At 73.2% G+C, this 26,174-nt stretch carries 26 protein-coding genes and 1 tRNA gene; 13 read left to right on the forward strand and 14 right to left on the reverse strand.

Going from position 1 to position 26,174, the window contains the following annotated elements:
• Positions 1 to 56: 56 nt before the first annotated feature.
• From FHX40_RS06215 to FHX40_RS06225, 3 genes are read left to right on the forward strand one after another with little or no spacing between them, the layout of a single operon-like run.
• Entirely contained in the window at positions 57 to 647 is a 591-nt protein-coding gene (locus FHX40_RS06215; RefSeq protein WP_142258725.1) for a DUF5998 family protein, read from the forward strand.
• Between the two features lie 9 nt (positions 648 to 656).
• Positions 657 to 1,799 carry an alkaline phosphatase family protein gene (locus FHX40_RS06220; RefSeq protein ID WP_142258726.1) on the forward strand — a complete coding sequence of 381 codons (1,143 nt, stop codon included), beginning with the start codon at positions 657 to 659 and terminating at the stop codon, positions 1,797 to 1,799.
• The gene (locus FHX40_RS06225) at positions 1,796 to 2,608 is read left to right on the forward strand and encodes a sulfurtransferase (protein WP_142258727.1); all 813 of its coding nucleotides are present in this window, start codon (positions 1,796 to 1,798) and stop codon (positions 2,606 to 2,608) included. The genes FHX40_RS06220 and FHX40_RS06225 overlap by 4 nt, the downstream gene beginning before the upstream one ends.
• Positions 2,609 to 2,629: 21 nt before the next feature.
• Here FHX40_RS06225 and FHX40_RS06230 read toward each other — a convergent pair whose 3' ends face one another.
• From FHX40_RS06230 to FHX40_RS06240, 3 genes are all read right to left on the reverse strand, one after another.
• Positions 2,630 to 5,359, reverse strand: a complete 2,730-nt coding sequence (locus tag FHX40_RS06230; RefSeq protein ID WP_142258728.1) for a CHAT domain-containing protein — start codon at positions 5,357 to 5,359, stop codon at positions 2,630 to 2,632.
• 80 nt (positions 5,360 to 5,439) lie between these two features.
• Complete coding sequence (locus tag FHX40_RS06235; protein ID WP_170198732.1) at positions 5,440 to 5,913, reverse strand: hypothetical protein; 474 nt, start codon at positions 5,911 to 5,913, stop codon at positions 5,440 to 5,442.
• Positions 5,910 to 6,443: an RNA polymerase sigma factor gene (locus FHX40_RS06240; RefSeq protein ID WP_142258729.1), complete on the reverse strand. Its 534-nt coding sequence runs from the start codon at positions 6,441 to 6,443 to the stop codon at positions 5,910 to 5,912. Before FHX40_RS06240 ends, FHX40_RS06235 begins: the two co-directional genes overlap by 4 nt.
• A gap of 328 nt (positions 6,444 to 6,771) precedes the next feature.
• Here FHX40_RS06240 and FHX40_RS06245 point away from each other — a divergent pair, with 328 nt between their 5' ends.
• The gene (locus FHX40_RS06245) at positions 6,772 to 7,266 is read left to right on the forward strand and encodes a DUF3145 domain-containing protein (protein WP_142261575.1); all 495 of its coding nucleotides are present in this window, start codon (positions 6,772 to 6,774) and stop codon (positions 7,264 to 7,266) included.
• 104 nt (positions 7,267 to 7,370) lie between these two features.
• Positions 7,371 to 7,694, forward strand: a complete 324-nt coding sequence (locus FHX40_RS06250) for a hypothetical protein (protein WP_142258730.1) — start codon at positions 7,371 to 7,373, stop codon at positions 7,692 to 7,694.
• 101 nt (positions 7,695 to 7,795) lie between these two features.
• Here FHX40_RS06250 and FHX40_RS06255 read toward each other — a convergent pair whose 3' ends face one another.
• From FHX40_RS06255 to FHX40_RS24995, 9 genes are all read right to left on the reverse strand, one after another.
• Positions 7,796 to 9,229, reverse strand: coding sequence for an acyl-CoA carboxylase subunit beta (locus tag FHX40_RS06255; protein ID WP_142258731.1), 1,434 nt, complete (start codon positions 9,227 to 9,229; stop codon positions 7,796 to 7,798).
• A 181-nt stretch (positions 9,230 to 9,410) separates the two neighbouring features.
• A complete protein-coding gene (fabF, locus tag FHX40_RS06260; protein ID WP_142258732.1) occupies positions 9,411 to 10,643 on the reverse strand; it encodes a beta-ketoacyl-ACP synthase II in 1,233 nt (410 codons plus the stop codon).
• Positions 10,644 to 10,808: 165 nt separating this feature from the next.
• Positions 10,809 to 11,048, reverse strand: a complete 240-nt coding sequence (locus FHX40_RS06265; RefSeq protein WP_142258733.1) for an acyl carrier protein — start codon at positions 11,046 to 11,048, stop codon at positions 10,809 to 10,811.
• A gap of 56 nt (positions 11,049 to 11,104) precedes the next feature.
• Complete coding sequence (locus tag FHX40_RS06270; protein WP_142258734.1) at positions 11,105 to 12,061, reverse strand: beta-ketoacyl-ACP synthase III; 957 nt, start codon at positions 12,059 to 12,061, stop codon at positions 11,105 to 11,107.
• Positions 12,058 to 13,011 (reverse strand): ACP S-malonyltransferase, encoded by a 954-nt coding sequence (locus FHX40_RS06275; RefSeq protein ID WP_142258735.1) that lies wholly within the window; start codon positions 13,009 to 13,011, stop codon positions 12,058 to 12,060. The genes FHX40_RS06270 and FHX40_RS06275 overlap by 4 nt, the downstream gene beginning before the upstream one ends.
• A gap of 181 nt (positions 13,012 to 13,192) precedes the next feature.
• Entirely contained in the window at positions 13,193 to 14,302 is a 1,110-nt protein-coding gene (locus tag FHX40_RS06280) for a PucR family transcriptional regulator (protein ID WP_142261576.1), read from the reverse strand.
• Positions 14,303 to 14,424: 122 nt separating this feature from the next.
• Positions 14,425 to 14,952, reverse strand: coding sequence for a DUF350 domain-containing protein (locus FHX40_RS06285; protein WP_142258736.1), 528 nt, complete (start codon positions 14,950 to 14,952; stop codon positions 14,425 to 14,427).
• A gap of 18 nt (positions 14,953 to 14,970) precedes the next feature.
• A complete protein-coding gene (locus tag FHX40_RS06290; protein ID WP_142258737.1) occupies positions 14,971 to 16,125 on the reverse strand; it encodes a glutathionylspermidine synthase family protein in 1,155 nt (384 codons plus the stop codon).
• A gap of 92 nt (positions 16,126 to 16,217) precedes the next feature.
• Positions 16,218 to 16,625 carry a hypothetical protein gene (locus FHX40_RS24995; RefSeq protein ID WP_170198733.1) on the reverse strand — a complete coding sequence of 136 codons (408 nt, stop codon included), beginning with the start codon at positions 16,623 to 16,625 and terminating at the stop codon, positions 16,218 to 16,220.
• A 153-nt stretch (positions 16,626 to 16,778) separates the two neighbouring features.
• Here FHX40_RS24995 and FHX40_RS25000 point away from each other — a divergent pair, with 153 nt between their 5' ends.
• A complete protein-coding gene (locus FHX40_RS25000; protein ID WP_170198734.1) occupies positions 16,779 to 17,408 on the forward strand; it encodes a helix-turn-helix transcriptional regulator in 630 nt (209 codons plus the stop codon).
• 102 nt (positions 17,409 to 17,510) lie between these two features.
• Here the strand turns inward: FHX40_RS25000 and aceE are convergent, their stop codons facing one another.
• On the reverse strand, positions 17,511 to 20,267 hold the full coding sequence (aceE, locus tag FHX40_RS06300) for a pyruvate dehydrogenase (acetyl-transferring), homodimeric type (protein WP_142258739.1): 2,757 nt from the start codon (positions 20,265 to 20,267) through the stop codon (positions 17,511 to 17,513).
• 409 nt (positions 20,268 to 20,676) lie between these two features.
• Here aceE and FHX40_RS06305 point away from each other — a divergent pair, with 409 nt between their 5' ends.
• The 6 genes from FHX40_RS06305 to FHX40_RS06330 all read left to right on the forward strand — a co-directional run bounded on the left by FHX40_RS06305 (position 20,677) and on the right by FHX40_RS06330 (position 23,062).
• The gene (locus FHX40_RS06305; protein ID WP_142258740.1) at positions 20,677 to 20,871 is read left to right on the forward strand and encodes a DUF1918 domain-containing protein; all 195 of its coding nucleotides are present in this window, start codon (positions 20,677 to 20,679) and stop codon (positions 20,869 to 20,871) included.
• A gap of 18 nt (positions 20,872 to 20,889) precedes the next feature.
• The gene (locus FHX40_RS06310) at positions 20,890 to 21,297 is read left to right on the forward strand and encodes a YjbQ family protein (protein ID WP_142258741.1); all 408 of its coding nucleotides are present in this window, start codon (positions 20,890 to 20,892) and stop codon (positions 21,295 to 21,297) included.
• A 158-nt stretch (positions 21,298 to 21,455) separates the two neighbouring features.
• Positions 21,456 to 21,884, forward strand: a complete 429-nt coding sequence (locus tag FHX40_RS06315; protein ID WP_189136198.1) for a DUF3052 domain-containing protein — start codon at positions 21,456 to 21,458, stop codon at positions 21,882 to 21,884.
• A gap of 144 nt (positions 21,885 to 22,028) precedes the next feature.
• Positions 22,029 to 22,487 carry a peroxiredoxin gene (locus FHX40_RS06320; RefSeq protein WP_142258743.1) on the forward strand — a complete coding sequence of 153 codons (459 nt, stop codon included), beginning with the start codon at positions 22,029 to 22,031 and terminating at the stop codon, positions 22,485 to 22,487.
• A gap of 39 nt (positions 22,488 to 22,526) precedes the next feature.
• On the forward strand, positions 22,527 to 22,859 hold the full coding sequence (locus FHX40_RS06325; RefSeq protein WP_142258744.1) for a hypothetical protein: 333 nt from the start codon (positions 22,527 to 22,529) through the stop codon (positions 22,857 to 22,859).
• 128 nt (positions 22,860 to 22,987) lie between these two features.
• A tRNA-Val gene (locus tag FHX40_RS06330) sits at positions 22,988 to 23,062 on the forward strand.
• A gap of 361 nt (positions 23,063 to 23,423) precedes the next feature.
• Here the strand turns inward: FHX40_RS06330 and FHX40_RS06335 are convergent.
• Positions 23,424 to 24,428 (reverse strand): LysR family transcriptional regulator, encoded by a 1,005-nt coding sequence (locus FHX40_RS06335; protein WP_170198735.1) that lies wholly within the window; start codon positions 24,426 to 24,428, stop codon positions 23,424 to 23,426.
• A gap of 300 nt (positions 24,429 to 24,728) precedes the next feature.
• On the opposite strand from FHX40_RS06335, the gene FHX40_RS06340 reads away from it, so the two are divergent.
• Positions 24,729 to 25,841 carry a saccharopine dehydrogenase family protein gene (locus FHX40_RS06340; RefSeq protein WP_142258746.1) on the forward strand — a complete coding sequence of 371 codons (1,113 nt, stop codon included), beginning with the start codon at positions 24,729 to 24,731 and terminating at the stop codon, positions 25,839 to 25,841.
• Positions 25,842 to 26,174: the final 333 nt, after the last annotated feature.

Genomic DNA, 26,174 nt, shown 5'->3' on the forward strand with positions numbered 1-26,174 from the left:
CCACAACCGCGGCGCCGAGGTGAAAGAGCCCCGTGGTACAGGGCAGGATGGATGCCATGAGGGAAACCCGAGTCTCGGCCGCGGGGCTGCGCGAGGCCATCGAGCACAGCGGCTACTATCCCGACCTCGTCGCCGACGCCGTCGAGTCCGCGCTGGGCAAGGAACCGGTCGTCTCCTACGTGGTGCACCACGAGGCGACCTTCGATCCGGCCATGGAGGTGCGCAGGCACATCACCGTGGTCGTGCTCTCGCCCACGCGGCTGCTGGTCTGTCACACCGACGAGCATCCGCCGGCCGAGGGCGTGCCGACCCCGCACGCGTCCACGACCACCGAGGCGATCCCGCTCAGCCGCATCCGGTCGGTGGCGGTAACCCGGCTCGTCCCCGACCCGGCGGCGTACGTTCCCGGGGTTCCGCCCTCGGAGGTGACGCTGTCGATCGGCTGGGGTGCCATCTCGCACATCGACCTGGAGCCGGCCACCTGCGGTGACGACAACTGCGAGGCCGACCACGGATACACCGGCGCGATCACCTGCGACGACCTGCAGCTCCGGGTGAGCGAGGCGGCGGACGGGCCGGAGGCGGTGGCCCAGGTGCTCAACTTCGCCAAGGCGCTGTCGGAGGCGACCGCACCCGCCGTGCCGTAGTCTCGCGTCATGGTTCCCCCGAACGGCGACGAGACCGTCCCCCTGATTCCCGCGTACGGCGAGGCGTCGCTCGCCGACCTGCCGGTGTCCGCCCTGGCGGCACTCGGTGCCGGCGGGCCGAACCCGCTGGGGCTCGCCCCGGCCCGGCGGATCTGCGTGTTCCTCGTCGACGGGCTGGGCGAGCGGCTGCTGCGTGCCCACGCCGACCTCGCACCGTTCCTGTCGGCGCATCTGGACCGCGTGCTCACCGCCGGGTTCCCCGCCACCACCTCGACCAGCCTCGGCACCCTGGGCACCGGCATGGCGCCCGGCGAGCACGGCATGCTCGGCCTGCGCATCGCCGTGCCCGGCGAGGGGCGCATGCTGCACAGCCTGCGCTGGACCACCACGGACGGGCCGGAGATCGCCCCGGAGGACTGGCAGCCCGCGGCGACCGTCTACCAGCGGGCCGAGGCCGCCGGGATCACGCCGGTCTACATCGGACCGTCCATGTTCGAGAACAGCGGGCTCACCCGCGCGGTGTACCGCGGCGTGCGCTACGCCGGCGCGGACACCGTCGACGACCTGGTCGCCGCGGCCCGGCGCGAGCTCGCCGCCGACCGCGCCTACGTCGTGGTCTACTACGACGAGCTCGACGTGCAGGGCCACCTGGCCGGGGTGGACTCCCCCCAGTGGCGCGACCGGCTCGCCGTCGTCGACCGCATCGCCGAGCGGCTCGCCGAGGCGCTGCCCGGCGGCTCGGCGCTGTACGTCACCGCCGACCACGGCATGGTGAACGTCACCGACCGGGTCGACTTCGACCTCGTGCCCGAGCTGCAGGAGGGCGTGGCGATGCTCGGCGGGGACGCCCGGGCCCGCCAGCTGTACACCGAGCCGGGCGCGGCCCAGGCGGTGCTGGAGACCTGGCGGGCCAAGCTCGCCGGCCGGGCCTGGGTGGTCACCCGCGAGGAGGCGATCGAGTCCGGGTGGTTCGGCCCGGCGGTGCGCGGGGAATGGCTCGGGCGGATCGGCGACGTGATCGCCGTGCCGTACGGGAACTGCGCGGTGATCGCCTCCCAGCGGGAGCCGCGGGAGTCCGCGCTCGTCGGCATGCACGGCTCACTCACCGCCGACGATCAGAACATCCCGCTGGTGGAGGTGAGCACGAGATGAGCACCCTGATCACGCCCGCGGAGCTCGACGCCGCGCTCGGCGAGGTGACCGTGCTGGACGTGCGGTGGCGGCTCGGCGGCCCGCCGGGGGCCGAGGCGTACGCCGCGGGGCACATCCCCGGGGCGGTCTTCTGCGACATGGACCGGGATCTCGCCGCGCCGCCCGGAAAGGGCGGGCGGCACCCGCTGCCCACGGCGGAGGCGTTCCAGGAGGCGATGCGCCGTCTCGGGGTGCGCGGGTCGCGGCCGGTGGTCGTGTACGACGAGGCCGACTCGATGGCCGCGGCGCGCGCCTGGTGGACGCTGCGCTACTTCGGGCACCCCGACGTGCGGGTGCTCGACGGCGGGCTGCGCGCGTGGACCGAGGCGGGCCTGCCGGTCACCACCGAGGTGCCGCGGGTCGAGCCCGGCGACTTCACCGCGGTGCCCGGCGGCATGCCGATGCTCGACGCGGACGGCGCGGCCACGACGAAGGTCCTGCTCGACGCCCGCGCGCCCGAGCGGTACCGCGGGGAGACCGAGCCGATCGACCCGGTCGCGGGCCACATCCCCGGCGCCCGCTGCGCCCCCGCCACCGGCAACGTGGACGCCACCGGCCGCTTCCTGCCGCCGGAGGAGCTGCGCAGGCGGTTCGCGGCGTTCGGCGCGGTTCCGGGCGCGGACGTGGGCGCCTACTGCGGATCCGGGATCACCGCCGCCCACCAGGTGCTCGCGCTCCACCTCGCCGGGGTGGACGCCGCGCTGTACGTCGGGTCGTGGTCCGAGTGGATCACCGACCCGTCCCGGCCGGTCGCCACCGGCGACGAGTGACCCCGCCGTGGCGGGCGGGCGTCATCCGGCGCCCGCCTCCGCCTCCGGGGTGACGGGCCAGCCCGCGCCGAGGCAGACGAAGCCCGCCACGCCCGTGGCCCCGGCCGCGGCGGCGAGCGCGGCCGCCGGGGCCGTGCCCGCGGCGAGCAGCCGGTGGAAGGCGGTCATGAGGGCGAGCGCGTCCTCGTCGCGCACCGGCACCAGGCCCGCCACCACGCAGGCGGCGCCACGGTCGAGGAAGGTCCCGGCGAGGCCGAGCGGGGCGCCGTCCGCCGGGGCGTGCGCCAACCCGGAGTCGCAGGCCGAGAGCACCACGAGGGCGGGGACCCGGTCGAGCCGCAGCAGGTCGTAGGCGAGCAGCGGGCCGTCGTCGAGGGCGATGCTCGACAGCAGCGGGCTGTGCGCGCAGAACATGCCGTGCGCGGCGATGTGCGCGACGTCCGCGGCGGCCAGCGCCTCGAGCACCGCGCCGGTGCGGGCCGGCACACGCGCCGCGCCCGGGTGGGCGCCGAGCACCGCCGCCACCTCCGCCTCGGCGTGCGCCAGGCCCGGCCCGGCGACCGCGATGACCGTGGCGGACCGGGCGGCGCCGGACGTTCCGTGCGCCGCGCACCCGGTACGGCCGGGCACCGTGCCGTGCGCATGCCCGGCCAGGCCCGGCGCGGCGATCCCTGCACGCCCGGCTGGGCCGGACACCATGCCGTCTGCGTGCCCGGGAGGGCCGGGGACCGTGCTGTCCGCGCGTCCGGCGGCAGGGCCGGGCGCTGTGGTGTCCGGACGCCCGACCCTGTCGGGCGGCGTGTCGCCTGCGTGCCGGGCAGGGCATGGCACGGTGTTCCCGATGCGGCCGAGCGGGCCGTACGCCGCCGTGGCGGCGGAGAGCCAGGCGGCCGCGCTGGGCGCGACGCAGACCGGGCGGCCGCGCAGCGGCGGCAGCACCGGCCAGGGCACCGTGTGCAGCGCACCTGTGGGCACGATCACCACCGGGCCGCCGGAGAGATCGAGGCCGAGCGGATCGAGCAGCAGGGCGGCGAGGGCCGCCGACTCCCGGGCGATGCCGTCCGGCGCCCCGGCGTCGTCGCGCAACGCCCTCCGGCGCAGGCAGTAGCGCAGCCGTACGGTCGCCTCCACCGCGTCCCGGTAGGAGCCGAGCCCGCGCATCGTGCAGCCGTCCCCGGTGACCACGACGGCGGCGAGGGCGTCGCCGTGCCGTACCAGCTCGACGAGGACGGCGTCGCCGAGCGCCCGGCGCAGCCGGTCGGCGGGGAACGCGCCGGGCGGTTCGCCGCGTACGCAGGCCCGCCACCGCTCCGCGCACCCGAGCACGGCCGCGGCGTCGCCGGTGTGCAGCGCCAGCTCCAGCCCGAGCGCGGCGAGCTCCTCCGCGGGGCGGGCGGCGTGCGCGCGGATCGGCGCCGGCACGTCGCGCCCGTCGACCTCGCGCAGCCCGGCGGCGACCGCGGCGAGCGCCCCGGCACGGTCACCCGCGAGGGCGCGGCGCAGCGCGACCGCGTGGTGCACGGCCAGCGCGTGCGTGCGGCCGAGCCCCGGCCGCCGTGTGGCGATCACCTCGTCGAGCAGCCGCCCGGCGGTCCGGTGGTCGCCGAGCTCGGCGGCGAGTTCGGCGGCGGTACGGCGCAGCGCGGCGTCGGCCGTGGCCCAGCCCGCGGCCCGCAGCGCGTCGGCGCAGCCGAGCACGTCGGCGAGCAGGCCGGGCGTGGCGGGCTCGAGCGCCAGCCGGGCGCGCACGATCACGTCGTCGGCGAGCGGCGTCCACGCGTGCCGTCCCTGCCCGGCGAGCTCGGCGCGGGCGAGCCGCACGGTCTGCGACGCCTGGTGCGGGTCGCCGGTGAGCAGCTCGGCCTGGGCGAGGAGGAGCCGCGCCTCGGCGAGCCGGACGAGCGCGCCCGCCGCCTCGAGCTCGGGCACGGCCGCGAGCAGCAGCGCCCGCGCCTCCCCGGGCAGCCGGGCCGCGACGAGGGCCTCGGCGAAGTCGCAGCGCAGCGCGGCGAGCCGGTCCGGACGGCCGGCCAGGCCGCGCTCGGCGGCGGCGTGGTGCGCGAACGCGGCGGGGATGTCGCCGCGCCGGGCGGCGTTGAACGACAGGCCCGCCTCGGCGAGCGCGGCGAGGTGGCCGAGCCCGGCCGCGGTGGCGAGCCGCAGGCACCCGGCGAGATCCTCCGCCCCGGCGGCGTGCTCCCCGAGGTAGGTGCGGGCCAGCCCGCGGTGGAGCAGCGCCGCGCAGCGCAGCCGCGGGTCGGCGTCCGCCCCCGGCGCGGCGAGCGCCCGGTCGCACAGCCGCGCCGCCTCGCCGTGACGGCCGAGCCGTACCAGGGCGATCGCCCGCTGTACGGCGAGCGCGGCCCGGTCCTCGGGCGGCAGGTCCCGCTCGGCCTGCCGGGCGACGCGCAGCGCCCCGGCCGGGTCGCCGAGCTCGGTGCGCACCCCTACCAGCGACATGCGCGCCTGGGCGAGCCGCCGCGGCACGCCCGCCCCCGCCCGGATCGCCCGGTGCAGGTGGCTCTCCGCCAGCCGCAGGTCGCCGAGCTCCCGCGCCGCGAGCGCCAGCGCCCGCAACGCCACGCACGCGGCCTCGGCGTTCCCCCGGGCGAGCGCCGCCTCCAGCACCCGGCGCGCCCTCCGCCGGGCGCGCCACGGGTCCGCGCCGGACTCCCGGATCGCCGCCTCCGCCGCCCGGACGAGCCCGTCGGACGTGCCCGGCGGGGCCGGGGCGACGTGCTCGGCGACCATCGTGTGCCTCCAGGGGAACTTCCCGCGACGCGCCGCTCCGTGGCCCGGGCGGCCGTGCCGTACGGCCCGGCGGCGCGCGCTCAGTCGTCGGCGTCGAGGCGGCGGGTGTTGATCCAGCGGGTGGCGACCACGGGCAGCCCGGTGCGGTACCAGACGACGCTGAGCCAGCCGACGGGCAGGCCGGTCGCGGCGAAGTGCCCGGTCTCGGTGGGGAAGCGGACCCACCGGTCGTGCAGGGTGCGGATCTCGACGCGGCCGGGACCCTCGTCCCACGACCCGCCCGTCACCTGCCCGGCCACGTCGACGCGGCCCTCGGCGTGGGTGAGCTCGACGTCGATGGTGACCCCCGGCGCCTGGAACCGGTGCAGCCGGGGCTCGGCGGGGGACCGGGCGCCGACCGGGCGGGGCACGGGCACGGGATCCGCGGTGACGGCACCGGGCAGGCGCAGCGCGAACGCGGCGCGGGCCGCGGCGGACACCGCGAGCGGGGCCGGGTCCACGCCGGCGCCGAGGCGGAGCGCGGCGAGCAGGTAGGCCTCGTCGATCTCGCTCATCGGTCGGCCTCCACGAGCTTGCGCAGGCGGTTCAGGCACCGGCCCCGCATCGGCCCCACGCTGCCGATCGGCATGCCGAGCCGCGCGGCGATCCTCGCGTAGCCGCTCTCGGGCGCGGTGACGAGCAGGCGCAGCAGGCTGCGGCACGGCTCGTCGAGCGCGTCGACGGCCTGCCACAGCCGCCGGGCCTCGTCGGCGGAGAGCACCGCCAGCGCCGGGTCGTCCGTGTCGGCCCGCTCGGGCTCGGGCGGGGTGTGGGTCGGGGTCACCGCGCGGCCCTTACGGCACAGCAGCAGCGCCTCGTTGCGGGTGGTGGTGACGAGCCACGCGCCGATCCGCGCGGGGTCGCGGATGCGGTCGAGGCGCTCGACGAGCCGGAGCCACGCGGCCTGGACCGCGTCGGCGGCGTCGGCCGCGCTGAGCCCGAAGGCCCGGGCGACCGCCCACATGCGGGGGCCGAACGTGGCCTCGAGCTCGTTCCACTCCGCCTGGTCGACGGGGAGCCGGGGGAGCGTGTCGTTTTCGATCATTTGTCACGGAGCGAGGTGGGAGGAAGACGCAGGGTGAACGTCGATTGAGCACTGTACCGCGACGGATTCGCCCCGGCCTCCCGTTCGGAGAATCCGTGGTTGCGCACGGTTTTCCCCGCTCACATATGGGTTGTGCTGGAATAACGCGCTTCGTATGTGACGTTTACCGACCGCTGTTGTGTCGAACTCGACACTTGTCAATTGCGATTCGATATGAACTTGGTCTGGTGCCCGCCCGCCGACGGACGGTAGTCTCTGTTCAGTCACTTGTGATCATCTCGTGGCGAGGACGTTGGGGAAGGCGAACCTCGTCGAATCGGGAGGTCCGGTGTCTGCTCGTGGCGTGCTGTATGTCCACTCGGCCCAGCCCGCGCTGTGTCCGCATATCGAATGGGCGGTGGCGGGTGTCCTTGGCGTGCCCGTCGACCTGACGTGGACTCCTCAGCCTGCCGCGCCCGGATGCGTGCGGACCCAGGCCGAGTGGGTGGGCAAACCGGGTACGGCCGCCAGGATCACGTCATCGCTCATGGGCTGGCAACGTATCCGCTTTGAGATCACCGAGGACGCCTCACCCGGCGTGGACGGCACGAGGCATGCCTACACGCCGTCTCTCGGGCCCTTCACCGCGACCATCGGCGCGAACGGCGACATCCTGGTGCCGGAGGACCGCCTGCGCACCACGCTGATGAGGGCCGCACAGGGGCGGGTGGTGCTGGAAAAGGAGCTCGAGCGGCTCCTCGGCAAGCCCTGGGACGAGGAGCTGGAGCCGTTCCGCTACGCGGGCGACGGCGCTCCCGTGCGCTGGCTGCACGCGGCCGGGTAGCCGCGCACGGCGCCTGAAGCGGCCCCTCCGGGGCCTTCTCACGCCCGCGCCCGCCTGCCGGGTGGCCCGGTATCGCCGTCGGCCTCCCGGGTAGGGGGCGTTTTGTGCACTCTGAGAACGAGGACGCGCGCGTCCGGGCGTACCGGGGCCCGGCAGCGGCAGGGGACCCCGCCGATGTCCCGGCCGGTGATGTGCCGGCCGGGGGCGCCGGGGCCGGTGCCGAGCCCGAGGAGGACCCCCACGCGCGCCTGGAAGAGATCGACAGGCGGCTGGCCGAGCTGCGCGACCTGCTGGAGAACCGGCCCGACGGGCCGGGGGACCAGGTGGACGCCGCCTCCACCCTCACCCTGCAGAACGAGATCACGGTCATGGTGGAGACGCTGGAGAACGAGCGGCGCAGGCTGCTCGAGCGGCTCGGGGAGGGCTAGCCGCCCCGGTACGGCCGCGCGGGAGCGGCCGGAAACGCGTGCGGGACGCCCGCCCGCGACAGGGGCGGCGTCCCGCATCACCGAGTCTTTCGAGCGCGCCGTCAGAGCGGAATGTTGCCGTGGCTGCCGCGGGCCGGGGTGGCCGTGGCGAGCACCCGGGCGACGGCGCTGCGGGTCGCGGCCGGGTCGATGACCTCGTCGACGACCCCGAGCTTGACGGCCTTCTCCAGGCCGCCGGCCTCCTTCTGGTGGCGCTCGGCGAGCTCCTGCTCGAGCGCGGGCCGCTGGTCCTCGGGGACCGCGGCGAGCTCGCGGCGGTGCAGCACGCGCACCGCGGCGACCGCGCCCATCACGGCCACCTCGGTGGTGGGCCAGGCCAGCACCCGGGTGGCGCCGAGCGCGCGGGAGTTCATCGCGATGTACGCTCCGCCGTACGCCTTGCGGATGATCACGGTGACCCGGGGCACCGAGGCCTCGGCGAAGGCGTGCAGCAGCTTGGCGCCGCGGCGCACCACGCCGCCGTGCTCCTGGCCGACGCCGGGCAGGTAGCCGGGCACGTCCACGAGCACCACGAGCGGCACCCCGAACGCGTCACACATGCGGACGAACCGGGCGGCCTTCTCGGCGGAGGCGGAGTCGAGGCAGCCGCCGAGCCGCAGCGGGTTGTTCGCGAGCACGCCCACGGTGCGCCCGCCCAGCCGGCCGAGCACGGTGACCATGTTCGGCGCCCACTTGGGGTGCAGCTCGACCGAGGCGGCGAGGCCGCCGTCGAGCAGGCCGTCGACGATCGGGTGCACGTCGTAGGCGCGGCGGGGCGACTCGGGCAGCAGCGCGCCGAGGTCGGTGTCGCGGATGTCGTCGAGGCGCACCCGGCCCTGGTGGCCGAGGAGCACGGCGAGCCGGCGCGCCTGCAGCAGCGCCTCGGCGTCGGTGGGGGTCACCACGTGGACCACGCCGGACTTCTTCGCGTGCGGCTCGGGCCCGCCCAGCCCGGCCATGTCGATCTTCTCGCCGGTGACCGACTCCACCACCTGGGGGCCGGTGACGAAGATCCGGCCCTGCTCGGAGAGGATGACGATGTCGGTGAGCGCCGGGCCGTAGGCGGCGCCGCCCGCGGCCGGGCCCAGCACCACCGAGATCTGCGGCACCACGCCGCTCGCCCGGGTCATCGCGGCGAACACGGTGCCCACCGCGTGCAGCGAGGCGACCCCCTCGGCGAGGCGGGCGCCGCCGGAGTGCCAGATGCCGATGATCGGCAGGCGCTCCCGGACCGCGGTGTCGTAGGCGGCCACGATGTGCTCGCAGCCCTTGCTGCCCATCGCTCCGCCCTGCACGCGGGGGTCGGAGCAGAAGGCCGCGACCGGCACCCCCTCGATCCGGCCCAGCGCGGCCTGCACGCCACTGTCGTCTGCCGGCGCCAGCAGCCGCATCGAGCCCTCGTCGAACAACGCCGACAGCCGGACCACGGGATCACGCGGATCGGCGACCTCCGGATCCGAAGTGGGCGTCACCACCCCGGTGTCGAGAATCGTCACGGTCGCTCCTTCTCAGATGGTGGCCTCACTTGGTGGCCTGCGGTGATGGCTCGGACGGTGGCACCTGTCAGGTGGCCCCGAGAGTGGCCGACAGGCGGCGGTCCGCGACGGCGGCCCCGCGGAACCGGCCGGTGTGGACGGGTGCGCGGCGAGCGGCCGCGCACCTCGCACGGACGCGGATCTAGAGGGTGACGAAGGCGACGGCGACGTTGTGGCCGCCGAAGCCGAACGAGTTGTTGACCGCGGCGATCCGGCCCTGGGGCAGCTCGCGCGGCTCGCCGTACACGATGTCCACCTTGATGCCGTCGTCGAGGTCGTCCACGTTCGCGGTGGCCGGGACGACGCGCTCGTGCAGCGCCTTCACGGTGAACACGGTCTCGATGCCGCCGGCGCCGCCGAGCAGGTGGCCGGTGAGCGACTTGGTCGAGGTGACCAGCGGGTGCGGGCCGATCGTCTCGGCGATGGCGATCGTCTCCACCACGTCGCCGGCCGGGGTCGAGGTGGCGTGCGCGTTGACGTGCTTGATGTCCTCGCCGGACAGGCCGCTGTCGGCGAGCATGCGCCGGGTGGCCTTCTTGATGCCCTCACCGGTCGGCTCGGGCTGGGCGATGTGGTGCGCGTCGGCGGAGTAGCCGACGCCGGCCGCCTCCGCGTAGATGCGGGCGCCGCGGGCCTTCGCGTGCTCGTAGGACTCCAGCACGAGGATGCCCGCGCCCTCGCCGAGCACGAAGCCGTCGCGGTTCTTGTCGAACGGGCGCGAGGCCCGCTCCGGCTCGTCGTTGCGGGTGGACATCGCGCGCATCGCCGCGAACGACGCGATGTTGAGCGGGTGGATCGCCGCCTCGGTGCCGCCCGCGATCACCACGTCGGCCCGCCCCGAGCGGATCATGTCGATGGCGTACCCGATCGCCTCCGCGCCGGTGGCGCAGGCGCTCACCGTGGCGTGCACGCCGGCGGTGGCGCCGAACTCCAGGCCGATCCAGCCGGCCGGGCCGTTCGGCATCAGCATGGGCACGGTGAACGGGGACAGGCGCTGCCAGCCCTTCTCCCGGAAGGTGTCGTACGCCGACAGGATCGTGGTGATCCCGCCGATGCCGCTGCCGACGACGACGCCGAGCCGGTCCGAATCGACCTCCGGGCTGCCCGCGTCCTTCCACGCCTCCCGGGCGGCGATGAGCGCGAACTGCTCGGCGCGGTCGAGCCGGCGCGCCTCCGGCCGCGGGATCACCGTGGACGGGTCGACCGCGGCCGGCCCGGCGAACTTCACCGGCACCGTGTCGACCCAGTCCTCGGTGAGGGTCTTGATGCCCGACCGCCCTTCGAGGAGCGCCGACCAGGACGAGGCGACATCTCCACCGACGGGCGTCGTCGCGCCGAGCCCGGTGACGACGACACGTACCCGGTCTTTACTCACGTTGAGCTCCTTGCTGATCGGGGGGCGGGCCGTCCGGGCGGCGCCGCGTGGGGTTCAGGGGCCCGCCGCCCGCCGTGGCGGAACCCGATGGCGCCGCGAGGGCCCCTGCCGGACGCCGCGCCGCTGACCGCGCCCGCGGACGACCCTGAGCCGACCTCGGGGAAATCAGGACTGGATGAAGTTGATGACGTCCTTGACGGTCTTGAGGTTCTTGAGCTGGTCGTCGGGGATCTCGACGCCGAACTCGTCCTGCGCGGCGACGGCGATCTCGACCATGGAGAGCGAGTCGATGTCGAGGTCGTCCACGAAGCTCTTCTCCGGGGTCACCTCGGCGGCCGGGATGCCGGTGATCTCGTTGATGATCTTGCCGAGGCCGGCGAGGATCTCCTGCTCGGTCAGTGCCATGTCGCGTCTTCTCCTTGAGTGAATGATCTTTTTCGGTGTACGGCGCGCCGTACGGTCTACGGGATCTCGATGACCTGCCCGGCGTAGGTGAGCCCGGCGCCGAAGCCGAGCAGCAGGGCGAGCCCACCGGAGGGCACCTCGCCGCGCTCGATCATGCGGGACAGGGCGAGCGGGATCGAGGCCGCGGAGGTGTTGCCGGAAAGGACGATGTCCTTGGCGATCACCGCCTTCTCGGCACCAAGCTTACGGGCGATCGCCTCGACGATGCGCAGATTGGCCTGATGGGGGACGAAGGCGGCGAGATCCTCGGGACGCACGCCCGCGCGCTCGCAGGCGCGGCGCGCCACGGGGTGCAGGGCGGTGGTCGCCCAGCGGAACACGGCCTGACCCTCCTGCTGGAGGAAGGAGTTCCGGTCCTTGACCTTGATCGCGTCGGCCTTCTCGCCCACGCTGCCCCAGACCACCGGGCCGATGCCGGGGGTGTCGGAGGGGCCGACCACGGCGGCACCGGCGCCGTCGCCGAAGATCACGGCGGTGGTGCGGTCGGTCCAGTCCACCCACTGCGACAGCTTCTCCGACCCGACGACGAGCACGTGGGTCGCCGAGCCGCCCCGGATCGCGTCCGCGGCGGCGGCGAGCGCGTAGCAGAAGCCCGCGCAGGCGGCGTTGACGTCGAACGCCCCGGGGGCGACGATGCCGAGCCGGTGGGCCACCCGGCTCGCGGCGTTGGGGATCTGGGTCTCCAGCGTGCAGGTGGCGACGATCACCAGGTCGATGTCGCTCGCGGAGAGCCCGCTCGCCGCCAGGGCCTTGCCGCCCGCCTGCACCGCCAGGTCGACCTCGGACTCCTCCGGACCCGCGACCCGGCGTTCGACGATGCCGACCCGGCTGCGGATCCACTCGTCGCTGGTGTCCATGGTCTTGGCGAGGTGCTCGTTCGTGATCACGTTGGCGGGCTGGTAGCCGCCGAATGCCAGCACCCTCGCGCCGGGAGCGCCCTGAGTCTGCCTCACCTGCCGGTCTCCTCCTTGATCAGGTCCCGTGCCGCGTCGAGGTCGTCGGGCGTCTTCAGCGCGACGGTCCGGACACCGCGCAGGGCACGCCTGGCCAGTCCGGTCAGCGTCCCCCCGGGAACGAGCTCGATCATCGCGGTGACGCCGAGCTCGGCCATCGTGTTCATGCACAGGTCCCAGCGCACCGGGCCGGCCACCTGGTCGATCAGCCGGGACAGGAACTCCGCGCCACTGCCGACCACGGCGCCGTCGGCGTTCTGCAGCAGCCGGGTGCGGGGGTCGGCGGGGGTGACCGCGGCCGCCGCGCTGCGCAGCTGGTCGACGGCGGGGGCCATGTGGTGGGTGTGGAACGCTCCGGCCACGGAGAGCGGGATGAGCCGCGCCCGGGCCGGCGGGTCGGCCTTGAGGGCCTCGAGCGCCTCGACGGTGCCGCCCGCGACGATCTGGCCGGCGCCGTTGCGGTTCGCCGGCGTGAGGCCGTGCCGCTCGAGCGCGGCGAGCACCTCGGCCTCGTCACCGCCGAGCACCGCGGTCATGCCGGTCGCGGTGACCGCGGAGGCCTTCGCCATGCCCTGGCCGCGCTCCCGGATGAGGGTGAGCGCCTGCTCGGGGGTGAAGACCCCGGCGAGCACCGCCGCGGTGAATTCGCCCACGCTGTGGCCCGCCACCACGCCCGCGACGTCGGCGATCGCGCCGCTCAGGGCCCCCTCGGCCCCGACCGTCCCGGTCAGCGCCTCGGCGGAGGCGATCCCGGCGGCGACGAGGAGCGGCTGGGCGACCGCGGTGTCGCGGATCTCCTCGGCGCTCGCGGTGGTGCCGTACGCGATCAGGTCAAGCCCGACGATCTCCGACCACGCGGACAGACGGTCGGCGAGTCCGGGGATTTCGAGCCAGGGAGTGAGGAAGCCGGGGGCCTGCGCACCCTGGCCTGGAGCAACGATGACGAGCACGCAATCCACCTTGCCCTGTAGGAGTTCACCACACAGGTGGAGATCCGCACGAACTTTCGCGGAATCATCTTGTGCGATTCCTACAACATCACCATCGGGAGCCCACACCGCGCGCCGGGCGTGTACCGGCCGTGTGTCGCCCCCGTGACGGCCGCGTGTCGGCCGGTACGGCCGGCCTCGGCTAGCCGGGCTGGATGCCGGACAGCCGGCCGAGGATGAGCCCGACCTGGAGGGTGAACGCGGAGCGGCCCTCGGTCGGCTGGTAGCCGGTGAGTTCGGTGATCTTGCGCAGCCGGTAGCGCACGGTGTTCGGGTGCACGAACAGCAGCCGGGCGGTGGCCTCGAGCGAGGTGCCCTGTTCCAGGTAGGTGGCGAGGGTGTCGAGCAGCGGGGTGCCCGCCAGCGGCCGGTAGACGGTGTCGATGAGCTGCGCCCGGGCGTCCTCGTCGCCGTCGAGCGCCCGCTCGGCGAGCAGCTCCTCGGCGAGCACCGGACGGGGGGCGTCCGGCCAGGCGGGGGCGGCGCGCAGCCCGGCGACCGCGGCCCGGGCCGACTTCGCCGCGGCGTGCAGGTCCGGCACCTCCGGGCCGATGACGATGGGGCCGGGGCCGAACTTCGACACCACGCCGCGCGCGGCGTCCTTGATGCTCGTGGCGCCGCCCACGATCACGATGAGGCGGTCGCCCTGCACGCCGGCGAGCAGGTCGAGGCCGATGCGCCGGCCCCGGTCGCGGAGGCTGTCGATCACCGCCCGGGGGTCGTCGTCGGGGGCGAAACCGGCGAGCACCACCACCGGGGAGGAGGTCCACCCGAGCGCCGCCGCCCAGGAGTGCAGGCCGTCGTCGACCTCGCCGCGCACCAGCGCGTCGACGATCAGCGCCTCCAGGCGGGCGTCCCAGGAGCCGCGCACCTCGGCCTCGCGCGCGTACAGCTGGGCCGCGGCGAAGGCCACGTCGCGGGTGTAGCGCAGGATGGCCTTCTCCAGCTCCTCCAGGCCGCCGGGCGCGGCCAGGTCCTCGACCTGGGCCTCGACGACCTCGACGATCACGCGCACGATGTCGACCGTCTGCTGCAGCGACACCGAGCGCTTCAGCTCGCGGGGGGCGGTGCCGAAGAACTCGATGCTGGGCGCGGGCCGTTCGTCTGCGGCGTGCGAGAACCACTCGACGAACCCGGCGATGCCCGCCTGGGCGACCAGGCCGATCCACGAGCGGTCCTCCGCCGACAGGGCACGAAACCAGGGAAGGCGCTCCTCCATGCGCGCCATCGCGGCGGTGCCGAGCGCGCCCATCGCCTTCTCCAACCGCCGCGCGGTGTCCTCACGTACCCGGTCGTTCACATGCACAAGACTGCCAGGTCACCCGGGCCGGGTCCGCAACCCGGTGCGGAGTGGCCTTTTTGTTCACACCCCGTTCACAGCAGCGCGACGGCCGTGATCAGGCCGATGGCCAGGTGGGTCACGGCGAGCAGGATCGTCGCGGGCTGCAGCGTGGGCTCCGCGACGAGCCGGCGCACCGAGATCCCGGCCACCAGGTCGAACACGATCATGCCGACGGTCTGCGCCGCGATCCCGACCAGGCCGAACACCAGCGTGGCGATCAGCCCTTCGCGCAGCAGCCCGCCCGAGGACCAGATCGAGGCGGCGACGACGAGCCCGATGCCGGTGACGCCGGACGCGGCGATGAGCGTGGCGTTCGGATTGCGCTCGGTGCGCACCAGCCGGTTCAGCTTGCCCGGGGTGACCAGGTCGATCACGTAGAAGCCGACGATGAGCAGCAGCACGCCGACCACCGCGTACGCCGCGATCGCCAGGGCGCCGTCGGCGAGCACGTCGGCGAGGTCGAGGCTCGGCGCCGACGGGAGGGCGGGCGGCTCGGTCGCGCCCGGTACCGCGGTGATCGGCGACGGATCGGCGGGAAACGGCGAGGGACTGGGTGACATGTCTCGATATCTCCGGCACTAGAGCGGGATGCGGTGCGGGACGAACGACGAGGTGTCGTCGGTGATCAGGGTGGAGGTCTCGCGGATGCCGAGCCCGGCGGCCTCGTCGTGCACGACCCACGCGCCGAGCACGGGACGCCGGCCGTCGAACTCCGGCAGGGGCGCGAACTCCTGGTAGACGTGGCCTTCGGCGCCGTACGCGCCCGGGGTGGTGACCGTGCCCTCGGGCGCGACCACGGTGATCGACGCGCCCTCGCGGCCGAGCAGCGGCTTGCGCACGTAACTCGTCAGGTCACGCGGCCCGTCGAGGTAGGCGGGCAGCAGGTTCGGGTGGCCGGGGTAGAGCTCCCACAGGATCGCCAGCAGGGCCTTGTTCGACAGCAGCATCTTCCACAGCGGCTCGATCCACGTCATCGACACCTGCTGCGCCACCGCGTGCGGGCCGAACGGGTCGGCGATCGCCCACTCCCAGGGGTAGAGCTTGCACAGCGTGCGCATGGTGCGGCCCTCGAGGTCGACGAAGCGCCGCGCCTCGGGGTCCCACCCGATGTCCTCCATCGCGATCGCCACCGTGGTGAGCCCGGCCTGGTCGGCGGTCTCCTGCAGGTAGCCGAGCGTCATCACCTCCTCGCCGGTCTCGTCCATCCGCGTCCAGGCGAAGTGGACCGGGCCGGTGGGGAGCTCGAGCCCTTTCCAGCGGTCGACGAGCCGCTCGTGGATCGAGTTCCACTGGTCGTCGCCGGGGTGCACGTCCTGCAGCCAGTACCACTGCACCACCGAGCTCTCCAGCAGGCTCGTGGGCGTGTCCGCGTTGTACTCCAGCAGCTTGGCCGGGCCGTTCCCGTCGTAGCGCAGGTCGAAGCGGCCGAACACGTGCGGGTCGCGCCGCCGCCACGACTCGGCCACGGCCGGGGCCGCCCACTCCGGGATGGCGAAGTCGGCGAAGCGCCACTCCCGCACCACGTGGTCGGCCGCGGCGAGGCACATCCGGTGCAGCTCCTCCACCTGCTCCTCGAGGGCGAGCACCTCGTCCATCTCGAGCACGTACTCGGCGCCCTCGTCCCAGTACGGCCGGCCCAGGTGGGCCGGGTGCGCGGACCGGTGGAAGGCGAGCCCTTGCGACTCGACGATCGACTCCCAGTTCTCCCGCGGCGTGCGGGTCAGCCGTCGCATCGTTGATCATCCCCCCCTCGCGCGTGCCGGACGCCCGCCCGGCACGTCGCCGACCTGCGCGGACGGGTACGGCAGGCCGCGCCCGCGGTACGTCAGCCGCCACCGAACGAGCGCCCGCCGAAGCCGCCGCGCTGGATCGTGCGGCCGGTGCGGGTGTGGATGGTGGCGTCGGCCGGCCGGATCGTGGTGCCGTCGCCGACCCGGTCGCCGACCCGGCGGCCCCCGTAGTACCAGCGGTACGCGTACCGCGACGAGGAGTAGTGCGATCCGTCGTCATCGTCGTCGCAGTACCGGTCGTCGACCACGCGGTACCGGAAGGAGTCGTCGATGTCGGTCAGGTCGACGCAGTCGGCGACGATCTCGCGGGGGCGGTTCTGCGCCACGCAGAATCCGACCACCAGTGCCGACAGCGCGGTGACCGTGCCCAGCTTCACCACCTTCGACGCGAGCCGCGGCGGTGGCGAGGATCGGCCGCCGGCGAGGTCCCCCCTTATGACCATTGGCGCTCCTGCCTGTCAAAACCGAACCGGCGTCCGGAGTCCCGCGAACGTGCAAGCGACGCCGATCGCGGCAAGCCCCCCCGAAGGCCACAACCCCGTAACCAAGGGCAATCTAGCGGAGATTCACGAATAGATCGGCATAGCGTCACGAATGTGAACCGCACCGACCGGCTGTACGCCCTCGCCGTGGAACTTTCCGCGAGCGCGCCGCGGTGCGTGCCGGCCCGGGCGCTCGCCGCGCGGCTCGGGGTGAGCGTGCGGACCGTGGAACGCGACGTGGCCCGGCTGCGGCGGCTCGGCCTGCCGGTCGAGCCGCGGCGGGGCGAGGGCTACCGGCTGGCGGAGGAGGCGGGCGCGGGCGGCGTGCTGCCGCCGGTCGTGCTCACCGCCGAGGAGGCCGCCGCGGTGGCCGCCGCGCTCCGCGACGTCGAGGAGGACGGCCTCGCCGCGCCCGCGCGCAGCGCGCTCCGCAAGATCGCCGCGGCGCTGTCGGTGCCGGAACGGGAGCCGGCCGGCCCGCCGCCGGTCGCCCGCACGGTCGAGCGCGCCCTCGCCCGCGGGCGCGCGCTGCGCATCGGGTACGCCGACCGCACCGGCGCGGTCACCTCGCGGGACGTGGAGCCGAGGATCCTGCTCGCCGGCCGGGGCTCGGTCCGCTACCTGGTCGCCTGGTGCCGGCTGCGCGACGACGTCCGCGTGTTCCGGCTCGACCGCATCGCCTCGGCCGTCGAGCTCGACGACGCCACCGCGGGCGGTGCGGCCGCGCAGGCATCCGGGCGGTGAGGGCCGCCGGCGGGACGGCGGGCCGTACCCGGGGGACCGGACCGGACACGACGGCGCCGCCGCGACGTCCCGCGGCGGCGCCGACTCAACGCGTGACCTCGGCTACACGCCCATCGACTGGGTCTTGTTGCTCTCCGGGGTGGCCATGGAGCCGACCTCGGTGACCCCGTTCTTCAGGTGGTAGCGGGCGATCGCCTCGCGCAGCGTCTCCGGCCGCACCTCGCCCCGCTTGGCGAGCTGGGTGAGCACCGCGAGCGTGATCGAGGCGGCGTCCACGTGGAAGTGGCGGCGCAGCGCCGGCCGGGTGTCGGAGAGGCCGAACCCGTCGGTGCCGAGCGAGGTCCAGTCGCCGGGCACCCACGGGGCGATCTGGTCCGGCACCGCCCGGAGGTAGTCGCTCACCCCGAGGAACGGCCCGGACGCCTGCGACAGCACCTTGGTCACGTACGGCACGCGCTGCTCGGCCTCCGGGTTGAGCAGGTTGTGCTCGTCCGCGGCGAGCGCGTCGCGGCGCAGCTCCGACCAGGACGTCGCCGACCACACGTCGGCCTCCACGCCCCACTCCTCGGCGAGCAGCCGCTGCGCCTCCAGCGCCCAGCGCATCGCCACGCCCGAGGCGAGGATGTTCGCCCGCGGCCGCCCCTTCCGCTCGGCCGGGGCGTACAGGTAGAGGCCCTTGAGCAGGCCCTCGACGTCGAGGTTCTCCGGCTCGGCCGGCTGCGGGTACGGCTCGTTGTAGACCGTGAGGTAGTAGAAGATGTCCTCCGGCTTCTCGCCGTACATGCGGCGCAGGCCGTCCTTGATGATGTGCGCGATCTCGTACGCCCACGCCGGGTCGTACACGACCGCCGCCGGGTTGGCCGAGGCGAGCAGTGGCGACTGGCCGTCCTCGTGCTGCAGGCCCTCACCGTTGAGCGTGGTACGGCCGGCCGTGGCGCCGAGCATGAAGCCGCGGCCGAGCTGGTCGGCGAGCTGCCAGATCTGGTCGCCGGTGCGCTGGAACCCGAACATCGAGTAGAAGATGTACACCGGGATCATGTGCTCGCCGTGCGTGGCGTAGCTGGTGCCCGCGGCGATCATGGAGGCCATCGAGCCGGCCTCGCTGATGCCCTCGTGCAGGATCTGGCCGTCGACGGCCTCCTTGTACGAGAGCAGCAGGTCGCGGTCGACCGGGTCGTAGGTCTGGCCCACCGGCGAGTAGATCTTCGCGGTGGGGAACATCGCGTCCATGCCGAACGTGCGCGCCTCGTCCGGGATGATCGGCACGAACCGGAAGCCGATCTCCTTGTCCCGCATGAGGTCCTTGAGCAGGCGCACGAACGCCATGGTGGTGGCGACGTTCTGCTTGCCGGAGCCCTTGCGCAGGCCCTTGTAGACCTCGTCGCCGGGGAGCTTGAGCGGCTTGGCGCGTACCACCCGCTTGGGCAGGAAGCCGCCGAGCGCCGCCCGGCGCTCCTTCATGTACTGGATCTCCTCGCTGTTCTCGCCCGGGTGGTAGTAGGGCGGCAGGTCCTCCTCGAGGGCCTTGTCGGGGATCGGCAGGTACAGCCGGTCGCGGAACTCCTTGAGCTCGGCCTTGGTGAGCTTCTTCATCTGGTGGGTGGCGTTCCGCGCCTCGAAGTCCTTGCCGAGGGTCCACCCCTTGATCGTCTGCGCGAGGATGACGGTCGGCTGGCCGACGTGCTCGCGGGCCGCCTTGAACGCGGCGTACACCTTGCGGTAGTCGTGGCCGCCGCGGGACAGCTTGCGGATCTCCTCGTCGGACAGGTGCTCGACGAGCTTGCGCAGCCGCGGGTCGTCGCCGAAGAAGTGCTCGCGGATGTACGCCCCGGACTCCACGGCGTAGGTCTGGAACTGGCCGTCCGGCGTGGTGTTCATCTTGTTGACGAGCACGCCGTCGACGTCGGCGGCGAGCAGCGGGTCCCACTCGCGGCCCCAGATCACCTTGATGACGTTCCAGCCCGCGCCACGGAAGAACGCCTCCAGTTCCTGGATGATCTTCCCGTTGCCGCGTACCGGGCCGTCCAGCCGCTGCAGGTTGCAGTTGATGACGAAGGTGAGGTTGTCGAGCTCCTCGCGGGCGGCGAGGCCGATGGCGCCGAGCGACTCCGGCTCGTCCATCTCGCCGTCGCCGAGGAAGCACCACACGTGCGACCGCGAGGTGTCCTTGATCTTGCGGTTGAGCAGGTAGCGGTTGAACCGCGCCTGGTAGATCGCGGCGATCGGGCCGAGGCCCATGGAGACGGTCGGGAACTCCCAGAAGTCCGGCATGAGCCGGGGGTGCGGGTAGGACGGCAGGCCCCGCACGCCCTTGGACAGTTCCTGGCGGAAGGCGTCGAGCTGGGCCTCGGTGAGCCGGCCCTCCAGGTACGCCCGGGCGTAGATGCCGGGGGAGGCGTGGCCCTGGATGAACACCTGGTCGCCGGACTCGCCGTGGTCCTTGCCGCGGAAGAAGTGGTTGAAGCCGACCTCGTACAGCGACGCCGCGGACGCGTAGGTGGCGATGTGACCGCCCACGTTCGTGCGCGCGTTGGCTCGGGTGACCATGACCGCGGCGTTCCAGCGGATGTAGGCCCGGATCCGGCGCTCGATGTACTCGTCACCGGGGAACCAGGGCTCGCGCTCCGGCGGAATGGTGTTGATGTAGTCGGTGCTGCGCAGACCGGGCACGCCGACCTGGTGCTCTCTCGCGCGCTCCAGCAGCCGCAGCATCAGGTAGCGGGCACGAGCCCGACCCTCCGTCTTGACGACGGAGTCGAGCGACTCAAGCCACTCTTGGGTCTCGCTCGGATCGACATCAGGAAGCTGGCTCGGTAGGCCGTCACTGATGATCGAGAAACGCTGGCGTCCGGAAGTCACTGGGTCTCGCCTTCCGCGGATGGACTTGTAGCCTATTTGTGGTCGTCTTGGTCGTTACTCATCCTGGCTGACGTACCCCGAAAGCGCACCTCTACTGTCGGGTAACCAGAATGTCCCCGCTGCCCGTGAGCAGGGGTTTGGCCTAGACCACCGATGGTAGGACGATTTCACATTACCGCTTCGCGGTCTGTTGCGCTCCCTCCGGTTCCGTGGTCGTGCCGGTGCGTAAAGTAAACGGAACGCGCATGGCCGGACCGTCGGGCGGTGCGGCCGGGGGAGCCCGCGTAACGTTTCGGTCTAGTTGCCGCTTCCTGGCGTCGTCACATGGGACACCCCCCTTTTCGGCGGGCACGAGCCGTACGAATGTGGAAGGCAACGGTAGGCACCCGAGCACTCGAGGGAGGGTCGCATGCTGGCCGCTGTGGGGGATCGTCTCCTGGTACGCGGCAACGCAGTCGGCAGTCCGGACCGCCAGGGCGAGATCATCGAGGTCCGGGGGTCCGACGGCGGCCCGCCGTACCTGGTGCGGTTCGACGACGGGCACACGGGCCTGGTGTTCCCCGGCCCCGACGCCGTCGTCATCCCAGCTCAGCGTCAGGGCTGAGACCCTAAGATCGGGCACGTGAGATCTACGACAATCACGGTGACGACCGGGTCACGGGAGCGGGTGTACGACATCACCCCGCAGTGCCGGGACTTCGTCCGCTCCTGTGGCGGCGACGGGCTGCTGCACGTGTTCGTGCCGCACGCCACCGCCGGCGTCGCGCTGATCGAGCTCGGGGCGGGGAGCGACGACGACCTGCTCTCCGCCCTGGGCGAACTTCTGCCCGCCGACGACCGGTGGCGGCACGCCCACGGATCGCCGGGTCACGGGCGCTCGCACGTGATGCCGGCGTTCATCCCGCCGTACGCCACCATCCCCGTGCTCGACGGACGTCTCGCCCTGGGGACGTGGCAGTCGATCGCGATCGTCGATCTCAACGTGGACAACCCGGAACGTAGTGTTCGTCTGTCGTTTTTGTCGGATTAGGAAATAACGGTGCGGGTCACCGCTCGTGGCGACCGTTGACGACGATGGGTCACAGCGTGTGGACTGTGCCGAGCGGCTCCGAAGGGGAGACGAAGCGAACCCGGAGGGCGTCGCGCATGACCGCAACGGGCGGGGCCACTCAAGCAGGAGGGATAAACGTGAGCGCGACCGCGGGTCAGGCGCAGGGCGAACGCGGCCTGGCCGAACGGCTCGGCCTCAAGCCGGGCCAGGTGGTGCAGGAGATCGGCTGGGACGAGGACGCCGACGAGGACCTGCGTGCCTCGATCGAGGAGCTGACCGGCAACGAACTGGTGGACGAGGACTACGACGACGTCGTCGACGTCGTGCTGCTGTGGTGGCGGGACGGCGACGGCGACCTGTTCAACGCCCTGACCGAGGCGAAGACCTCGCTCGCCGACGGCGGCCAGATCTGGCTGCTGACGCCGAAGGCGGGCCGGGAGGGGCACGTCGAGCCCAGCGACATCGGTGAGGACGCCGCCACCGCCGGTCTGTCCCAGACCAGCAGTATCAGCGCGGCGCGGGACTGGTCCGGCACCCGGCTCGTCGCGCCGAGAGCGCGCCGCTAGGCGATCGACACGCCGCCGGGCGCAGGTCCGGCGAACGCTGCCCCTGCCGTACGGTCCGCCGAGGCCGTACGGCAGGATGGTGTATGTCCAAGTCCCATACGCACGGCGATGCCGCGGCGCGCCCGCGGCGGAAATGGACCCGACATGGCGGTCGACGTCGGTGATGTGGCCCCGGACTTCACCCTCCGGGATCAGCACGGCACGCCCGTCAGGCTCTCCGACCACCGCGGCAGGAAGGTCGTGCTGATCTTCTACCCGCTCGCGTTCAGCGGGGTGTGCCACGGGGAGCTCAACGCGATCCGGGACGAGTTCCTGCCCGCGGTCGCCGACGACGTGCAGGTGCTCGCCGTCTCGGTGGACTCGATGTTCGCCCAGCGGGCCTGGGCGGACCGCGAGGGGTACCGTTTCCCCCTGCTGTCCGACTTCTGGCCGCACGGCGAGGTGGCGCGCGCCTACGGCGTGTTCGACGAGGAGAAGGGCGTCGCCACCCGGGGAACCTTCATCATCGACGGCGAGGGCGTGGTGCGCTGGAAGGTGGTCAACCCCCTCTCCGCCGCCCGCGACATCGCCGCCTACCACAAGGCGCTCGCCGAGATCTCCTGACACCCGCCCGTACCCCGGGCCGAGCCGTTGGAGGCCAACATGCCCTGCTTCCGCTGCGGGGCGCGGCAGACCGACCCCGTCCGCGGCGCGAGCCCCTGGAAGCGCGGCGTCCGCCACGAGACCCAGGTGCTCATCTGTCCCGACTGCCAGCGATCCGGCGACCTCGACCTCGACACCTGCCACAGCTGCGGCTCCACCTCCCTCATCTGCCGCCTCGGCGAGGTTGAGTGCCGCTCCTGCGGCGCCGTACGGCTCGCCACCGGCCGCCACGGCACCTGCTCGGCCCCACCGCGGCCCACCGGCGCCCCCGGCCTCTCCGAGGAGGTCGCCGCCGCCCTCGACCGCGTCCTCGGCCGCACCCCCCGCCGCTGACGGCCCGGCCCCCGGATTCCGCCCCGCCCGTAATCCCCGGCCGCGCCCGACCACTTGGCCGCGGTACGCCTGTCGATGTGCCGAACACCCCCGCAGTGCCGTAAGGTGTTGTCGTCCCGTGTTCACCCGGGCGGTTAGCTCAGCGGTAGAGCACTCGCCTTACAAGCGAGGGGTCACTGGTTCGAACCCGGTACCGCCCACCAGCCCAAACGCCCCGGATTCGATCATGAAGCCGGGGCGTGAGTGGCTAACCGAGTGTCCAAGCCTCGGCGGCCGATCCTCGGCCTGGGGCGCTCTGCATGACCACGGTAGGCACGTTGCGCGGCGAGGCCGTGGCTGTCTCGTCGAGGACGGCGCGAGCCGGCACATAGGTGAAGGCCTTGGGGGCGACCTGTGCGCCCTCTCGGGAACTTCAAAGAGATCAAGACGTTGCGCTTCACCTTGTCCCGGCGCATCGCGCTCTTGACCGCAGGATCTGAGATCCCATGGATCGGCTTGAGCGCCTTCGCCTTTGCGGTTCATCTCGGTTGGTGCGTTCAGCGTGCTTCGCTTGCGATGCCTAGCTCACCTGCGAGCGGCGCGTCCTGCCCTGCCCGAGTCGGTCGCGAGGCGGCTTTGTGCGGGTGACGCGGCCTCGGGCCGGGCGTCGCCTCGGCGGTTGCGGCTTACCTCGGTGAGTACGGCGAGCATGGCCGTCACCGCAGGGAGGCGGAAGGGTGGGGACGGGGTGGCGGCGTAGAGGCGGCGGCGGGGGAGTGACGGGGTGGTGGGGCGCAGCACGATGCCGGGGTGGGCGCTGTCCTGGGCCAGGGTGGGGACGAGCATGATGCCGGAGCCGCCGGCGACCAGGGCCTGCTTGCCGTTCCAGTCCTCGCAGAAGAATCCGATGCGCGGTGGGCCGCCCAGGGCGTTCGCCAGTTGGGGGATCGGGCCGAGGCAGTCGGGGTGGCCGCCTTCGATCCAGGTTTCCTCGCGCAGGTCGCTGAGCCGTACCCGGCGGTGGCGGGCGAGCGGGTGGTCGGCGGGCAGGGCCACGTGGAACTCCTCGTCGAGAAGCGGGACGAGGTCGAGTCCGTCGAGCTCCGAGGGGTCGAGCGGCTCGGGGGAGATCGCGGTCCTGGCGGCCTCCAGGTCGGCGTACAGGCTCCAGGCGGTGATCAGCGCCAGGTCGACGCGGTCGTCGCGGAGCGCGGCGAGGGGGCCTGCGGGGCCGGGCTGTACGAGGGTCACGCCGACGCCGGGGTGGGCGCGGCTGAAGCGGTGGATCACCTCGGGCATGAAGGACGTGTTCGCGCTGGAATAGGCGGACATGCGCAGGTGGCCGGACTCCAGGCTGGTGAACGTGCCGAGCCGGGCCTCCAGCGCGCGCAGCCGGGCGAGGATGTCCCGCGCCTGCTCGACGGCGATCCTGCCCGCCGCGGTGGGCCGGACCCCGCGGGGGACCCGCCGGAACAGGCTCACGCCGAGACGGCGCTCCAGGCCGCCGATCTGCCGCGACACGGCCGGTTGGGTCAGGGACAGCGCCTCGGCCGCCGCCGAGAACGAGCCACGCTCCGCAACCTCGACCATCACCCGAAGCGTCCACGGATCAAGCATGCATCGAGCGTATGGCGGGCCGAGGAAACCGGGACTCGAGCGCATGTGTCCCAGGTGCCGGGCCGGCCGGCCGCCATATCGCGCCTTCCCGCATCTGCCGTGGAAAAGGGTGCCGAGCGAGCCTCCTCCCATGCCTGCGATGCATGGGTCGCATAAGAAATCCGCAGTTGTGTTCGCGTTCGCCTGCTGCGGATGCTGAGGGAACGGGCGGCGGGGCCGGCGCCCGGTCGGACACTCGCGGCCCCGGCGTATCGCGAAGGAAGGCGAACACGGATGGGGAGGAACGAGGACCGGCCCGGCGCCCCGATCGTGATCGTGGGCGCCTACGGTGCGGTCGGCCGGGTGGCGGCGCACACGCTCACCTCGTGGTACCCGGAACGAGTGATCGTGGCCGGACGCGACCCGGCGCGGGCACGGGAGATGGTGCTCTCCGGCGGCGCGGCGCGGGCGATCCGCGTCGACGTCACCGACCCCGGCGACATCGCCCGCATGCTGGACGAACGCCCGGCCGTCGTGGTCATGTGCGTCGAACGCGGCAACGCGGCCGTGGCCCGCGCGTGCCTCGAACGCGGCGTGCACCATGTCGACATCAGCGCGACCGCCGCCATCCTGAACGAGATCGCCGAGCTGGACTCGCTCGCGGTACGGCACGCCGCCACCGCCCTGCTCAGCGTGGGCGTCGCCCCAGGGCTCAGCAACGTGCTCGCCCGCCACTGCGTCGAGGCGCTGCCGTCGGCCCGGAGCGTCGACATCGACCTGCTGCTCGGCATGGGCGGTGCGCACGGCGACGACTCGGTGCGGTGGGTCGTCGCGAACCTCGCCGCCGGAAACGCTCCGGGCCGCGCCGACCGGATCCGCGTACGGCTGCGCGGCTTCGGCGTGCGGACCGTGCACCCGTTCCCGTTCTCCGACCAGTACACGATCCGCGACAAACTGGGTCTGCCGGCCACGACGCGGATGTGCTTCGACTCGGCCGCGGCGACGTCCCTGCTGTTCGCCCTCCGCTCGGCCCGGTTCTTCGAGGCGGCCCGGCGGCTGCGCGCCGAACGCCTGATCACCTCGCTGTTCTCGCGCCTGCACTTCGGCTCCCGCCGCTTCGTCGTACAGGCCCGCGCCGCCGACGCGCACGGCGCGGCGGTGTCGAGCACGGTAACCGGCCTCGGTACGGCCCGTGCGACCGGCGTCGTAACGGCGCTGGCCGTACGACGCCTGCTCACCGGCGATGCCGCGCCCGGCGTCCGTCACCTTGACGAACTCGTCCCCGTAGGCCAATTCATTGACGAACTGCACGAATACGGCATGACCGTGCACCACGACCCGCCGCCGCAGGATGACCGGTTCGGCCCTCGAATCACCACCCCCGACGACCCGGCGAACCGCCCCTGAATGAAGCCGTCACGTCCGTCGGCCGCGTTGTCCCCTGCGCATCCGCTGCCCTAAGCGCTGTCCGGACCGCAGGATCTTCCGCGCTCTCGAACACCCACCCTCCGAAGTGAATGCCGCCTGACGAACCTTGAAGCGTCACGCGATGGCCGTTCCTGTGGCCGGCGGCGCGCCTGTCACCTGGTCGAACTTCTGCACCACCTCCGTGGGCGCGGCTTCAAGCGGAGAACCGAATGTGAGGGTGATTCCGAAGGCCGGGCGGGCGGGACGACGGCCCACCGAGCAGTTGGTCGCCGTCTGTTCTAAAACGTACTCGGGTGGGCCAAAATTGGGAGA

Origin of the sequence: Thermopolyspora flexuosa (genome assembly GCF_006716785.1) — a bacterium.
Taxonomy (GTDB): domain Bacteria; phylum Actinomycetota; class Actinomycetes; order Streptosporangiales; family Streptosporangiaceae; genus Thermopolyspora; species Thermopolyspora flexuosa.